We start from the raw sequence: 13,815 nt of genomic DNA on the forward strand, positions 1-13,815 counted from the left end.
AGGAAGCGGAGGAGCAACCCGGGGCGGAGAGCCTGGTGCTCGGGTCGCGGGGGCTGGGGGCGGTGGCGGGGTTCCTGGTGGGGTCGGTGAGCCGGCGGGTGCTCACCAGGGTCGGGTGCCCGGTGGTGCTGGTGCGCAAGGGGGAAGCAGCGGGCGAAGCAGGGGGCGGCGAGGTGGTGGTCGGCGTCGACCCCTACCAGGGCGCCGCCGAGGTGCTCGGCCACGCCTTCGCGGCGGCCGAGCGGCGCGGGCTGCCGCTGCGGGCCGTGTACGCCTGGACGCTGCCGGTGGCGTACCAGTACGCGGGCATCGCGGCGAGCGTCGACGTGTCCGGCGAGATGCAGGGGTTCGCCGAGGGTGAGCTGGCGCGGGTGGTCCAGCCGTGGCGGGCGGAGCACCCCGGGGTGACAGTGGTCGAGGAGGTCCTGAACGCTCGGCCCGCCAAGGTGCTCGCGGAGCGGGCGGCGGCGGGCGCGGAGCTGGTGGTGATCGGGCGGCGGGTCCGCCGGTCGCCGCTGCGGGCGCACCTGGGGTCGGTCGCGCACGCGGTGCTGCACCACGTGCCGTGCCCGGTCGCGGTGGTGTCCTACGAGCGCACCCCCGAGGAGAAGCAGGAGGCGGGCGATGAGTGAGCCGGTGCTGGTGGGGGTGGACGGTTCGGAGGCGAGCCTGGCCGCCGTGGACGTCGCGGTGCGGGAGGCGCGGCTGCGCGGCTGCGGCCTGCGGATCGTGCACGCGTTCATCTGGCCGCTGATGCACGTGTCCCTCGGTCCGGCCCAGGGCGGTCCGGCGGAGGGCGGGCTGCGGCACCAGGCGGAGAAGGTGCTGGAGGACGCCGGCGCCCGGGCCCGGGCGCTGGATCCCCGGCTGGAGATCGGCGCCGAGCTGGTCACCGGTGAGCCGCTGACCGTGCTGGCCCACCGGTCGCGGGACGCCTGCCTGGTCGTGGTCGGCAGCCGGGGGCTCGGCCGGTTCGGGGCGCTGCTGATCGGCTCGGTCGCCGTGCACCTGGCCGCGCACGCCGCCTGCCCGGTGCTGATCGTCCGGGGCCGGCCGGAGCCGGACGGGCCGGTGCTGGTGGCGGTGGACGGTTCGGGGGTGGGCGCGGAGGCGCTGGGCTTCGCCTTCGCGGAGGCCGCCGCCCGCCGGGTGCCGTTGACGGCGCTGCACGTGGCGCACCCCAGCGCGAGCCTGCCGGGGCAGGAGGAGCGGGCGCTCGCGGAGGCGCTGGCCGGCCGGCAGGACAAGTACCCGGACGTGGAGCTGCACTCCGAACTGATCGAGGCCCACGCCCGGCCGGCGCTGATCGACGCGAGCCGGGCGGCCCAACTGCTGGTGGTCGGTGCCCGGGGCCGGGGCGGGTTCGCGGGCATGCTGCTGGGCTCGACCAGCCAGGCGATGATCCAGCACGCGCACTGCCCGGTGGTGGTGGTCCGGCACGAGGAGCAACCGGCGCAGGCGCCGACACCGGCCGGGTAGGACGGGTGGAACCGGCGCAGGCGCCGACACCGGCCGGGTAGGCCGGGCGGCTCAGCCGAGCAGCCGCAGCCGGGTGGCGGCGACGCCCACCCGGACCGTCTGGCCGCGGACGAGGTCCAGCGCATCGCTCTCGACGCCGTCCCCGAACGCCACCAGCCGGTCCGACTCGACGGTCAGGACGAGCTGCTGCTCCCCGTCGAGCAGGCCGTGCACCCGGGTGGTGCCGGTGGCGGGGGAGGGCCAGGCCTCGCGGACGAACCAGGCGAGCGACGGCGCGGCGGGTGCGGGCAGGGCGAGCGGGCCGCCGCGGTCCTGCCAGACGGAGCGGCACCAGCCGGTGCCGCCGGTGCCGGTGCCGACCAGCACCCCGGACGAGGCCTGCGCCTCGTCCCCGTCCGGTGCGCCGGGGTGCTGCTCGACGGCCAGCCGGTAGCGCGCGGTCTGGTGGCCGGGCTGGCCGATGTAGACCTCGTTGAGCGCGAGCAGCCGCTGGGTGTCGTCGGCGACGGCCTCGACCATGGTCCGCTCCTCGGTCCGCCGGTCGGTACCGGGGCCGACGGCGGCCGGGAGGAGGCGGGGCAGGTCGTCGGCGCGGTGGCGGACCAGTACGCCGGGGTTGCGGCCGGGCTCGGTGTCCACGCCGATCACGGGCTGGCCGCCGAGGTACTTGGCGACGTTGGCGACCAGGCCGTCCTGGCCGACCACGACGACGACGTCCTCCGGTTCGAAGAGGAACCGGGGCAGGTCGGCGCGTTCGACCCGGGTGCGGCGCCAGTCGAGCGGCACGGCGCCGGCCGCCCGGGCGAGCGCCTCCTCCTGCCGGACGTGGCGCCGTTCGATCTCCTCGACCGACCGGCCCCGGCTGCGCAGGAAGTAGGCGGCCTGGCCGGGCGTGCCGTGGTGGTCGACCAGCTCCTGGTACTCGCTGCGGCGGTGGACCAGGACGGCCCGGGGTGCGAGCGTCACCGTCCGCCCCCGCCGGCACCACCGGAAAGCGGATCCCCCGGCGAACCCGCCGCGCCGAGCTTGGCGAGCAGCCCGGTGAGCACGTCCGGGGTGAGGGTGAGGCTGTCGATCCGCGGCAGGTGCTCGGCCAGCCGCATCAGCGGGAGCGCCCGCAGCACCGCCGGGTCGGCCTGCTGGTGGGCGGCCAGCCAGGCGGCCTCCGCGGCGGCCCTGGCCTCGCCCAGGCCCCGGGCGGCCTCGGCCTCGGCGGCGGCGAGGCGGGTGCGGCGCTGGGCCTCGGCGTCGGTGCGGATCCGGTCGGCGACGGCCTCGTCCTCGGCCTGGCGCTGGGCGTTGGCGCCCTCCTGGGTGATCAGCTGCTCCTGCCGCCGGGCGAGTTCGATCCGGTTGGCCAGCTCGTTCTCGGCGATGCCGCGCTCGTGCTCGACGGCGACGGCACGCCGTTCGAAGGTGGCCCGGTCGGCCTCCTGCTGGACCAGTTCCCGGGCGGGGGTGCGCAGGGCGCGTTCCACCTCCGGTTCGGGGCGCAGGGCGACCACGCGGACGGAGATGACGGCGAGTCCGGTCTCGGCGAGCCGGGGTTCGGCGGCGAGGCCGGCGGTCATCCGCTCGCGGACGCCGGCGATGCCGTCGGCCAGGGCGGCGGCGAGCGGGGTGCGGGCGAGCAGGCCGAGCGCGTGCTGCTGGGCGGTCTCGGTGAGCAGGGTGGCGAGCTGGTCGAGCGGGGCGGAGCGCCAGGCGCCGGTGTCGGGGTCGATGCCGAAGTCGACGCGGGCGGCGGCGGTGGCCGGGTCGGTGATCCGGTAGGTCAGGGTGCCCTGGACGGTGACGTCCTGGAAGTCGGCGGTGCGGGCGTGGAAGAGCATCGCGAGTTCGCGGTCGTCGACCGGCACCTCGGAGAGGGCGGCGGTGAGCGGGCGGAACCAGAAGGCGAGCCCGGTGCCGTCGTGGGCGAGCCGGCCGCGGCGGACGTGCCGGATGTGGGCGGTGGGGCGGGCGCGCAGGTGGCGCAGTCCGAAGCGCTTGCTGATGTCGGCCATGGCGGCTCCTTTTCGTCACGCTGACGATATTGAAGGCGGAGGGATCTCGTCAAGGTGACGAAAAATCGCCCCCCGGCGGGTAGCCGTCGGGAAGCCGCCGGGAAACGGGCGGGGAGGGCGGCCGTGGGAGGATCGACCGGTGCTGAGGATGCGAACGACCAGGCTCCCCGCCGTGCTGCTCGCCGCGGTCTGTGCCACCGCCACCACCGCGGTCGCCGTCGGCGCCGGTGCCACCTTCGGCGCCCCGTCCGCGCACGCGGCCGACCCGGGCGGCCAGGCCTTCGCCATCGGCGACCCGAGGATCACCGAGTCCAGCGGCCTCGCCGCGAGCCGGCAGCACCCCGGCGTCTACTGGACCCACAACGACAGCGACGACGGCCCGTACGTCTACGCGATCGACTCCCAGGGCCGCACGGTCGCCACCGTCACCCTGCGGGGCGTCGAACCCCGCGACGTCGAGGCGATCTCGCTCGGTCCGGACGGCCGGCTCTACGTCGGCGACCTCGGCGACAACCTCGGCGGCAAGTGGCCCGAGGTCTGGATCTACGCCTTCGCCGAACCCGCCGAGCTGCACGACCAGGCGGTGGAGGTGACCCGCTACAAGGTCCGCTACGAGGACGGCCCCCGGGATGCGGAGGCGCTGATGGTCCACCCGGTGACCGGCCGCGCCTACATCGCCAGCAAGAAGCAGGGCGGCGGCGGGCTCTACCAGGGCCCGGAGAAGCTCGCCCCGACGGGTGTGAACACCTTCCGGAGGATCGCCGACGCGCCGTGGACGACCGACGGCGCCTTCTCGCCGGACGGCACCCGGCTGGTGCTGCGCGGCTACTTCTCGGCGACCCTCTACCGCTGGAAGGACGGCGCGCCGAGCGACGCCGAACCGCTGTCCACGCCGTTCCAGCGGCAGGGGGAGTCGGTCACCTTCACCTCGGACGGCCGGGCGCTGCTCTACGGCACCGAGGGCAAGGACAGTCCGGTCTGGCGCGCGCCGCTCGACGACGCGCAGCTTCCGGACACCGTCGAACCCCTGCGGAGCGCCACTCCGGCCCCGTCGGCCCCCTCGGACCCGGCGTCGCCGACCTCCGGTGCGGCCGCCCCGCCGTCGCCCGACGGCGGGAAGGACGCTCCGGCGAGCACCGGGGACCAGGTGCTCGGGGTGGTGTTCCTGGTCGCGATCGCGGGCGCGGTGTTCGGGCTGCGGCGCAAGAAGCGCGAGGGCTGAGGCTGCGGGCGAGCAGGGCGAGCAGGGTACGCGAGCCCGACCGTTCTTGATCGAGTCCGGTCGAGCGCAGACGAACGACCTGCCCCCGGAGCGGGCGGTCCCGCCGGCCGTTCCGAGCGCCACGCCCAACGCCGGTGATCTGTCGCCGATTTGTGACAAAGGTTGACCAACACCGGCCCCACGGGCGGTTTTCGTGGACGTAGTGTTCCGACTATGTCACGGAGAAGCCGCCGCATGCCCTCCTCGGAGCCCCTCGACACCTGGGTCCCGCGCCCCCGGCGCCGCGAGACCCCGCTCGGCCTGCTCGGCCACGGCGTGAAGTTCCTCGGTTACAGCACTCTCGCGGGCGTCCTGCTCGCGGGCATCGCCCTCCCCGCCGCCGGAGCGCTCGGGCTCGGCCTGAAGAGCGGCGTCGAGGAGTTCGACAGCATCCCCGCCGACCTGAAGACGCCGGCGCTGACCCAGGCCAGTTGGATCTACGACGCCAAGGGCCAGCAGATAGCCAAGGTCTACGAGCGCGACCGCCGGGTGATCACCGGCGAGGAGATGGGCACGCTGATACGCCAGGCCCAGGTGGACATCGAGGACGCGCGCTTCTACGAGCACGGGGCCGTCGACCTCAAGGGCGTCCTGCGGGCCATCACCAAGAACGCCGAGAGCGGCACCGCCGTCCAGGGCGCGTCCACGCTCACCCAGCAGTACGTGAAGAACGTGAACGTCGAGAAGGCCGGCGACGACCCGGTGGCGGTGCTGGAGGCCCAGCGCAAGACCCTCGGCCGCAAGGTCCAGGAGCTCAAGTACTCCATCAAGCTGGAGGAGGAGCTGACCAAGGACCAGATCCTCACCAACTACCTGAACATCACGTACTACGGCCAGCAGGCCTACGGGATCCAGGCGGCCGCCCAGCGCTACTTCAGCAAGAACAGCAAGGACCTCACGGTCGCCGAGGCCGCCACCCTGGCCGGACTGGTGCAGAACCCCTCCCAGTTCGACCCCAAGGCCCACCCCGAGGCCTCGCGCAAGCGCCGCGACGTCGTCATCGACAAGATGGTCGAGAACAAGCACCTCACCCCGGAGCAGGCCAAGGAGGCCAAGTCCGGGCCGGTCGCCCTGCACTACCAGGCGCCGCAGAACGGCTGCATCACCGCCGACGCGGGCATGGGCTTCTTCTGCGACTACGTCCGGCACGTGATCAAGCAGGACCCGGTCTTCGGCAAGACCGCCGCCGAGCGCAAGAAGCTCTGGGACCAGGGCGGCCTGTTCATCCACACCACCCTCGACCCGGTGAAGCAGGCGGCCGCGCTCAAGGCCGTGACCACCAAGGTGAAGGTCACCGACCAGGTGTCGGCGGCGATGACCATGGTCGAGCCGGGCACCGGCAGGATCCTGGCGATGACCCAGACCCGGCCCTACGGGATCGACCCGGCCAAGAACCAGACCGTCGTCAACTACAACGTGGACGCGGCGATGGGCGGCGGCAACGGCTTCCAGCCGGGCTCCAACTTCAAGCCGATCGTGGCCGCCGCCGGGTTGGAGGCCGGGCTGACCTCCACCCAGTCCTACGCCTCGCCGAACAAGATGGACTGGCCGACGATGACCACCTGCGACGGCCCCTGGAAGAACCTGGAGAAGGGCAAGAAGGGCGGCACCATCCCCAACGAGTCCTCGGGCGAGGTCGGCCCGTACGAGCTCAAGGAGGCGATGGCGCTCTCGGTCAACACCTACTTCGTGCAGATGGAACAGGAGATCGGCCTCTGCGCGGTCAAGCAGATGGCCAACAAGCTGGGCGTCGCGGGCAAGGCCAGCGGCAAGCCGCTGCAGGAGCTGCCGGCCCTCGGCCTGGGCACCCAGGAGGTGAGCCCGCTGGTGATGGCCAACGTCTACGCGACCTTCGCCAACCGCGGCACCTACTGCACGCCGGTCGCGATCAGCAGCATCACCACCATGGACGGCAAGGACGTCCCGGTCAGCCCGGCCAAGTGCGACCGGGTGCTGTCCGAGAGCACCGCCGACATCATCAACACCGTGCTGCTCGGCGTCACCGAGAAGGGCGGCACCGCCCGTGACCTCGGTCTGGACGACGACCGGCAGATCGCCGGCAAGACCGGTACCTCCGACGAGAAGAAGTCGGCCTGGTTCAGCGGTTACACCGGCAACCTGGCCGCCTCGGTCTGGCTGGGCGGCCCGGCCGGCGGCGTGCCGATGAAGAACATCCGGATCGGCGGCAAGTGGTTCGACGAGGTCTTCGGCGCCACCGGCCCGGGGCCGATCTGGCAGATGGCCATGAACGAGGCCGTCCGGGGCATGCCGGAGAAGGAGTTCGAGACCGTCTACATCCCCAACCCGCCGCCGAAGCGGGACCCCTCGGCGAGCCCGGGTTCCGGCAGCGGCTCACCGTGGACGACCTGGCCCGGCGGCCAGCCGACCGACGTCGCCCCGTCCTGGCCCGGCGGCCGTACCCAGACCCCCGGCCGCCAGCCCACCCGCAAGCCCGCCCAGCCCACTCAGCAGGACCGGCCGACCCAGCAGGAGCAGGCGCCGGAGGGGCAGGCGCAGCAGGGCCAGCAGGGCCAGCCCGAGGAGCAGCACGGCGACGGCTGATGTCGGGGCTCCGCCCCGGACGGCGCCGCGCCCCGGAACGTCGACGGACGTTCCGGGGCGCGGCGGTTCACCCAGGGGCGAGCACGGTCAGTGCGGTCAGTGCGGTCAGTGCGCGCCCTTGGCGTCCCAGAAGTCCTGGCGGGCCAGCACGCTGGTGTCGGTCTGGTCGGTGAAGAAGCCGTCCACCCCGAGCTCGTACAGGTACTTCGCCCAGCCGATCGCGTCGCCGTACGCGTTGGGGTCGGTGCCCCGGCGGTAGTCCAGCGGCAGGAAGGCGTTCTCGTTGCGCACCGTGTACGGGTGCAGCAGCAGGTTGGCCGCGTGCGCGTCCCGGACCAGGGTGGTCGGCGGCAGCAGCTTGCCGGTCGCGTCGACCGGGGCGATCAGGGTGGTGGTCGGGCCGATGCCGTGCGCGAAGCCGGCGATCCAGCGCAGGTTCTCGGGCTTCACCAGGTCGGCCACGGTGCGCTTGTCGCCGGACAGCACGAAGTCGTACGGCTGGCTGGTCGGGCCGCTGAGCAGGAAGATCTTCGGGTTGTCGACCAGCTTGGCGAGCCGCTGCAGGCTGCTCGGCTCGAAGGACTGCAGGATCGCCCGGCCGTTGCGCCCGGCCAGCCCGGTGCGGCGCAGCTCGTCGGCGAGGCGCTCCTCCAGCGGCAGGCCGATCGAACGGAAGTAGCTGGGGTGCTTGGTCTCCGGGTACACCCAGACGTCCCGGCCGAGCTCGCGGCCGCGCTTGCGGGCGAAGTCGGCGACCTCGCGGAAGGTCGGGATCGCCCAGCGGCCGTCGTACAGGGTGTTGCGCTGGCGCTGCTGCGGCAGCCGCTCCTTGGCACGCAGGGTGCGCAGCTCGGCGAGGGTGAAGTCCTCGGTGAACCAGCCGGTCTGGGCGACGCCGTCGATGGTCCTCGTGGTGCGGCGGCTCGCGAACTCGGTGCGGTCGGCGACGTCCGTGGTCTCCGCGATGTTGTTCTCGTGCCGGACCACCAGCTGGCCGTCCTTGGTGGGGACGAGGTCCGGCTCGATGACGTCCGCGCCCAGCTTCAGCGCCAGGTCGTAGGAGCCCAGGGTGTGCTCGGGGCGGTAGCCGGGGGCGCCGCGGTGACCGACGATCAGCGGGTGCGGCAGGCGGTCCAGGCCGGTGCCGGTGCGGACCGGCGGGCGGGTGCCGGCCGGGCGGTCGGACGCGACGCCGCGCTCGTCGTCGGCGCCGGACCGGTCCGCCCCCGGCTGCTCCCCGCCGGGGGCGGCGAACGCCTCCCCGGCCCCGGCGGCGAGGGCCGCCGCGCCGAGGCCGGCGGCACCGGTGGCCCGCAGGAAGTTGCGGCGGGAGGAGGAGGTGCCCTCGGCGGACTCCGCCGGGGTGCCGCCGTCGGTCGGACGGTACGTCATGGAAGCTCCTAGCTCGCGCGGATGGCGTGGCGGTGGTGGCGTCGCGATGGTGGCGTCGCGGTACTGGTGCGGCGGTGTTGGCGACGCTCTGTCGGCGTCGCGGTGTGGCTGCCGCCCGCAGACTAGGAGCAGTCCCGCCCCGCCGGGTGGCCGTCGGGCGAACTGCGGGAGAAGTTCCGGCACCTACCGTCCTTGCCGGGCCCGGCAGGCGCGATGGAGGCGGCAAGGACGGCGCGGCGGACGCGGCGGTGGCCGGCCGCGGTCACGCGCCGCGGCCGGCCACCGTTCCTGCGTCGAGCGGTACGGCTCAGCCGTGGACCTGGCAGAGGGCGTAGGACTTCTCGGCGTGCAGCAGCGAGTCCATGTCCCCGTAGCCGAGCTGCTTGTAGGTGTAGTACGCCACGGTGTACTCGACATCGCACCGCTTGCCGGCGGCCGAGGCGCCGGGCGCTACGGAGATGCCGCCGATCACGGCGGTCGCGGTGACGGCGAGCACGGCGAGCGAGCGGGAGAAACGGGTCATCGGCGGATCCCTTCGAGCTGGTCCCCGGGGTGACCGGGCTGCGCCGATTCTGACCCGGGGGGCGGCTGCCGTCCCATCCCCGGATCCTGGGATGGGACGGGCCGGAACGAGCGGGTACAGGGCCGGAAGGAGTCCGGAACGAGTCGGTACAGGTCAGTACAGGTCGGAACGGGGCGGCCGCAGGGGCGCGTGCCGACAGCGGGTGGCGCGCGGGGGCGCATTCGGCGGAGTGGATGCCCGATGCGCCCCGTTGCGCGGCTGTGGCGGGTGCGGGAGGTTGGTCCCGGCCCGTGCCGGGCACACCGGCCCGGGCCGACACCATGTCCGACGATCGATCGATTCGGAGGGATGTCGGCGATGGCATCGAAGATCCTGCTCGTCACGGGGGACGCCGCGGAGTCACTGGAGGTGTTCTACCCGTACCAGCGGCTGCGCGAGGAGGGTTACCAGGTCGACATCGCGGCACCGACCCGCAAGCGGCTGCAGTTCGTGGTGCACGACTTCGTCGAGGGGTACGACACCTACACCGAGAAGCCGGGCTACACCTGGCCCGCCGACCTGGCCTTCGCCGAGGTGGACCCGGCGGACTACGTCGCGCTGGTGATCCCGGGCGGCCGCGCGCCCGAGTACCTGCGCAACGACCCGGAGGTGCGGCGGATCGTCCGGCACTTCTTCGAGAGCGAGAAGCCGGTCGCGCAGATCTGCCACGGCCCGTTGGTGTCGGCCGCCGCCGGGGTGCTCGGCGGGCGGACCAGCGCCGCGTACCCGGCCCTGGAGCCGGATGTGACGGCGGCCGGCGCGACGTACGTGGACGGCGAGGCGGTGGTCGACGGTGTGGTGGTCTCGGCCCGCGCCTGGCCCGACCACCCGGCGTGGCTGCGGGCGTTCATCGAGGTCCTGCGGGTCAAGGCCCCGGTCGCCTGACCTCGTGCTCCGGGAGGTGTCTCCGGCCCCGGTCGGAGACACCTCCCCTGAGGGGCGTCAGGGGAGGCCCGTACTGGAAACGGCCGCCACGGGCGTCCGAATCTCGGCCCTGAGGCGGAGCGGGTCCGGACCATGGTCGGAGGAGATCCGCCGGAGCTCCTGTCAGAGTGTCAACTGCCGAGGACAGCCCGGGTGTTGCGGGCGTCCGAAGACACTGACGCGGAGGACGCATGGACGGGACGGCACGAAGCGGTACGGGCGCTCAGGGGAACCCGGGGAACCCGGACAGCACGGGCAGTACGGACAGCACGGGCAGTACGGGCAGTACCGGCAGTACAGGGCGTCGACGCCGCGGCACGGCCGTGCGCGTGGTGGCACTCGCGCTGGCCGGCGCGGGCCTGGTGGGCGTGACCGCCCCGACGGCCGGCGCGCTGGGCGCGACCGGGCCGGACGGGGTGACGACGGTGACGGTGGCGGGAACGCAGGACGGCGCGGACGCCGGCCGGGACGCGCGCCGCGGTGTCGACACGCGGGCGCTGGATGCCGCCGTACGCGGCATGGTCGACCCCGGCGGGGCGTCGGCGGCGCTCGCCCGGGTGAGCGAGCGCGGCCGCACCGTGTGGAAGGGCGCGGCGGGCACCGCCGACCTCGGCACCGGAGCCCCGGTGAACGCCGACGGCCTGTTCCGGATCGGCAGCGTGACCAAGACCTTCGTCTCCACCGTCGTCCTCCAGCTCGTCGGCGAGGGCAGGTTGCGGCTGGACGACCCGGTGGAGAAGCTGCTGCCGGGCGCGGTGCCGAACGGCCGGAACATCACCCTGCGCCAGTTGCTCAACCACACCAGCGGTCTGTTCAACTACACCGAGGACGACCTCTTCGGCTACGAGGAGGACCCCGTCAGGCTCCGGCAGTGGCTGGAGACCGGTCGTTTCACCAGGTACACCCCGCAGCAGCTGATCGCCGTCGCCAACGCCCACCCGCCCTACTTCGAGCCGGGCCAGGGCGCGCACTACTCCAACACCAACTACCTCGTGGTCGGGCAGATCGTCGAGCGGGTCACCGGGCACAGCTGGCAGCAGGAGGTGGACCGGCGGATCGTCCGCAGGCTGGGCCTGACCCGCACCTTCATGCCGGACCACTCGACGACGATCCCCGGCCCGCACGCGCACGGCTACTACGACCTGCCGGCCGGGCCCGCGGACGTCACCGAGCTGGACCCGAGCATGGCGGGGGCGGCCGGCGCCGGGATCTCGACCACCGCCGACCTCACCACCTTCGTCACCGCCCTGATCGGCGGGCGACTGCTGCCCCGGCCGCTGCTCGCCGAGATGATGGCCGTCACCCCGCAGAGCGGCGAGGACGCGTACGGGCTGGGCCTCCAGCGCGTGTCGACGCCCTGCGGCCCGGTCTGGGGCCACGCGGGCGGCATCCCCGGCTACAACACCTTCGTCTACACCGACAGCGACACCCGTCGGCAGTTCGCCGCCTCCGTGAACGCCTTCGACATGTCGAACCTGCCGGCCACCAACGCGGCCTTCCAGAAGTTGATCGACACCGGCGCCTGCGGGGGCCAGCCGCCCACAGCCTCCGTTCCGCCCACCACCTCTGCTCCGGCTCCGGCTCCGGCCCCGGCCGGCTGACGGCGCCGGGCGGGATGCCATCATGGCCCGCACCTGATGGGCAGTCGTGGCAAGGAGGACGAGAGATGGCAGAGCCGCTGATCGCCGAGGTCGGGGGCCGGGTCCCGACGGTCGACCCGACCGCCTTCGTGGCGCCCAACGCGGTCGTCGTCGGCAGTGTGACCGTCGGCGCCGGGGCGAGCGTCTGGTACGGCGCGGTGCTGCGCGGTGACGCCGAGGCGATCACCGTCGGTCCGGGCAGCAACGTCCAGGACAACTGCACCCTGCACGCCGACCTCGGCTTCCCGCTGGTGATGGGGGAGCGGATCTCGGTCGGCCACAACGCCGTGCTGCACGGCTGTGTGATCGAGGACGACGTCCTGGTCGGGATGAACGCCACGGTGCTGAACGGTGCCCGGATCGGGGCCGGCTCGCTGGTCGCGGCCGGTGCCGTGGTGCCGCAGGGCATGGTGGTCCCGCCCGGTTCGCTGGTCGCGGGGGTGCCGGCCAAGGTGCGCCGCGAGCTGACCGAGGAGGAGCGGACCGGCATCAAGTTCAACGCCGAGGGCTACGCGCTGCTGGCCGACGGTCACCGTGACCTCCGCCCGGTCGCGGCTCCGGGTCCGGCGGCCGACACGGTCTGACGGGCCCGCCCGCGGGCTCAGCGGGGGGTCGCGGTCCCCGCGCCGATCCGGTCGTCCGGGGCCGGCGCGGGGCCCGGCACCAGGGCCGGGCCCGCGCCCGCGCCCGTGCTCGGCGCGGCCGAGGCCCGGGTGCCCCGCCGGGCGGCGGCCCAGGCCGCGACCGCGATCACCGCGCCGGAGGCCGCCAGGCCCGAGCCGACCAGCGGCGGCGAGGTCCAGCCCAGCCCGGCGTCCAGCGCGAGCCCGCCGAAGTACGCGCCCTGGGCGTTGGCCAGGTTGAACGCACCCTGCACGGTCGCCGAGGCCAGCGTCGGCGCGCCCCGGGCCTCGCGCATCACCAGCGTCTGCACCGCCGGGACGATCGCGAACCCGAACAGCCCCACCAGCACCACCGTCACCGCCGCCGACCACTGGGCCCGCGCGGTCACGGCGAACAGCGCCAGCACGGCGGCGAGCAGCAGGAACGCGACGCACACCGTCGGCCGCAGCGCGCGGTCGGCCGCGTAGCCGCCGAGCAGGTTGCCGATCGTCATCCCGACGCCGAACAGCGCCAGCACCAGCGTCACCGACCCGGTCGCGAAGCCGGACACCTCGGTGAGCAGCGGGGTGATGTAGGAGTAGCAGGCGAAGAAACCGCCGCAGCCGAAGACCACCGTGGCCAGCGCCAGCCACAGCTGCCCGCTGCGGAACGCGCCCAGCTCGTGCCGCAGGCCCGACTGCGCGGGGGACGGCAGAGCCGGGACCAGCCGGGCGATCGCCAGGGCCCCCGCGGCGCCGATCGCGACCACCACCAGCATGGTCGCCCGCCAGCCCAGGTGCTGGCCGAGCAGGGTCGCGGCCGGCACGCCGACGACATTGGCCAGGGTCAGTCCGGAGAACATCACCGCGACCGCCCGGGCCCGCCGGTCCGGGGCGACGAGTTCGGCCGCCGCGACCGCCCCGGCGCCGAAGAACGCCCCGTGCGGCAGTCCGGTGACCAGCCGGGCGGCGGCCAGTGTCCAGAAGTCCGGGGCGAGCGCGCAGAGCAGGTTCCCGGCGGCGAAGAACCCGGCCAGGGCGACCAGCACCGCCTTCCGGGGCCGCCCGGCCGCGAGCGCGGTGAGCAGCGGCGCCCCGATCACCACACCCAGCGCGTAGGCGGAGATCAGCCAGCCGGCCTGCGGGATCGAGACGTCCAGATCGTTCGCGACCTGGGGCAGCAGCCCCATGGCGGCGAACTCGGTGGTTCCGATGGCGAAGGCGGTGACGGCCAGGGCGACCAGCGCGAGAGGCAAGGGGGGTGCTCCGGAGGGACGGACAGCGGAAAGTCGGGATTGTTCGGGCCAAATCCTAATCCGATCGGATGACGGCGCTGTGTGGTGCACAAGGCGCTGCCGTAACGGACGGGAGTCGCCTGCCGGGCGTC

At 73.9% G+C, this 13,815-nt stretch carries 12 protein-coding genes; 7 read left to right on the top strand and 5 right to left on the bottom strand.

What is annotated here, in order from left to right:
- On the top strand, window positions 1–632 hold a 632-nt coding region (locus tag ADK60_RS07495), incomplete at its 5' end, for a universal stress protein (protein WP_159400341.1).
- Window positions 625–1,479 (top strand): universal stress protein, encoded by an 855-nt coding sequence (locus ADK60_RS07500; RefSeq protein WP_053644265.1) that lies wholly within the window; start codon window positions 625–627, stop codon window positions 1,477–1,479. The genes ADK60_RS07495 and ADK60_RS07500, both read left to right, overlap by 8 nt.
- Before the next feature lie 51 nt (window positions 1,480–1,530).
- Here ADK60_RS07500 and ADK60_RS07505 read toward each other — a convergent pair whose 3' ends face one another.
- Together ADK60_RS07505 and ADK60_RS07510 are read right to left on the bottom strand one after the other, a co-directional pair.
- Window positions 1,531–2,445 carry an NAD(+)/NADH kinase gene (locus tag ADK60_RS07505; protein WP_053644267.1) on the bottom strand — a complete coding sequence of 305 codons (915 nt, stop codon included), beginning with the start codon at window positions 2,443–2,445 and terminating at the stop codon, window positions 1,531–1,533.
- On the bottom strand, window positions 2,442–3,485 hold the full coding sequence (locus tag ADK60_RS07510) for an SPFH domain-containing protein (protein ID WP_053644269.1): 1,044 nt from the start codon (window positions 3,483–3,485) through the stop codon (window positions 2,442–2,444). The genes ADK60_RS07505 and ADK60_RS07510 overlap by 4 nt, the downstream gene beginning before the upstream one ends.
- A 148-nt stretch (window positions 3,486–3,633) precedes the next feature.
- Here ADK60_RS07510 and ADK60_RS07515 point away from each other — a divergent pair, with 148 nt between their 5' ends.
- Both ADK60_RS07515 and ADK60_RS07520 read left to right on the top strand, forming a co-directional pair.
- Entirely contained in the window at window positions 3,634–4,707 is a 1,074-nt protein-coding gene (locus tag ADK60_RS07515; RefSeq protein ID WP_053644366.1) for a hypothetical protein, read from the top strand.
- 234 nt (window positions 4,708–4,941) lie between these two features.
- Window positions 4,942–7,308 (top strand): transglycosylase domain-containing protein, encoded by a 2,367-nt coding sequence (locus tag ADK60_RS07520; protein ID WP_053644270.1) that lies wholly within the window; start codon window positions 4,942–4,944, stop codon window positions 7,306–7,308.
- 105 nt (window positions 7,309–7,413) lie between these two features.
- On the opposite strand, the gene ADK60_RS07525 is transcribed toward ADK60_RS07520, so the two are convergent.
- Both ADK60_RS07525 and ADK60_RS07530 read right to left on the bottom strand, forming a co-directional pair.
- Window positions 7,414–8,700, bottom strand: coding sequence for a glycerophosphodiester phosphodiesterase (locus ADK60_RS07525; RefSeq protein ID WP_053644273.1), 1,287 nt, complete (start codon window positions 8,698–8,700; stop codon window positions 7,414–7,416).
- Window positions 8,701–9,007: 307 nt separating this feature from the next.
- Window positions 9,008–9,223: a hypothetical protein gene (locus ADK60_RS07530; protein ID WP_045941873.1), complete on the bottom strand. Its 216-nt coding sequence runs from the start codon at window positions 9,221–9,223 to the stop codon at window positions 9,008–9,010.
- A gap of 357 nt (window positions 9,224–9,580) precedes the next feature.
- Between ADK60_RS07530 and ADK60_RS07535 the strand changes: the two genes are divergently transcribed.
- The 3 genes from ADK60_RS07535 (at window position 9,581) to ADK60_RS07545 (ending at window position 12,410) form a co-directional block, all read left to right on the top strand.
- Window positions 9,581–10,147: a DJ-1/PfpI family protein gene (locus tag ADK60_RS07535; RefSeq protein ID WP_045941877.1), complete on the top strand. Its 567-nt coding sequence runs from the start codon at window positions 9,581–9,583 to the stop codon at window positions 10,145–10,147.
- Between the two features lie 368 nt (window positions 10,148–10,515).
- A complete protein-coding gene (locus ADK60_RS07540) occupies window positions 10,516–11,787 on the top strand; it encodes a serine hydrolase domain-containing protein (protein ID WP_159400342.1) in 1,272 nt (423 codons plus the stop codon).
- 65 nt (window positions 11,788–11,852) lie between these two features.
- On the top strand, window positions 11,853–12,410 hold the full coding sequence (locus ADK60_RS07545) for a gamma carbonic anhydrase family protein (protein WP_053644277.1): 558 nt from the start codon (window positions 11,853–11,855) through the stop codon (window positions 12,408–12,410).
- Between the two features lie 17 nt (window positions 12,411–12,427).
- On the opposite strand, the gene ADK60_RS07550 is transcribed toward ADK60_RS07545, so the two are convergent.
- Complete coding sequence (locus tag ADK60_RS07550) at window positions 12,428–13,684, bottom strand: MFS transporter (protein WP_053644280.1); 1,257 nt, start codon at window positions 13,682–13,684, stop codon at window positions 12,428–12,430.
- Window positions 13,685–13,815: the final 131 nt, after the last annotated feature.

It is taken from the genome of Streptomyces sp. XY431 (assembly GCF_001279805.1).
In the GTDB taxonomy this organism is placed as follows: domain Bacteria; phylum Actinomycetota; class Actinomycetes; order Streptomycetales; family Streptomycetaceae; genus Kitasatospora; species Kitasatospora purpeofusca.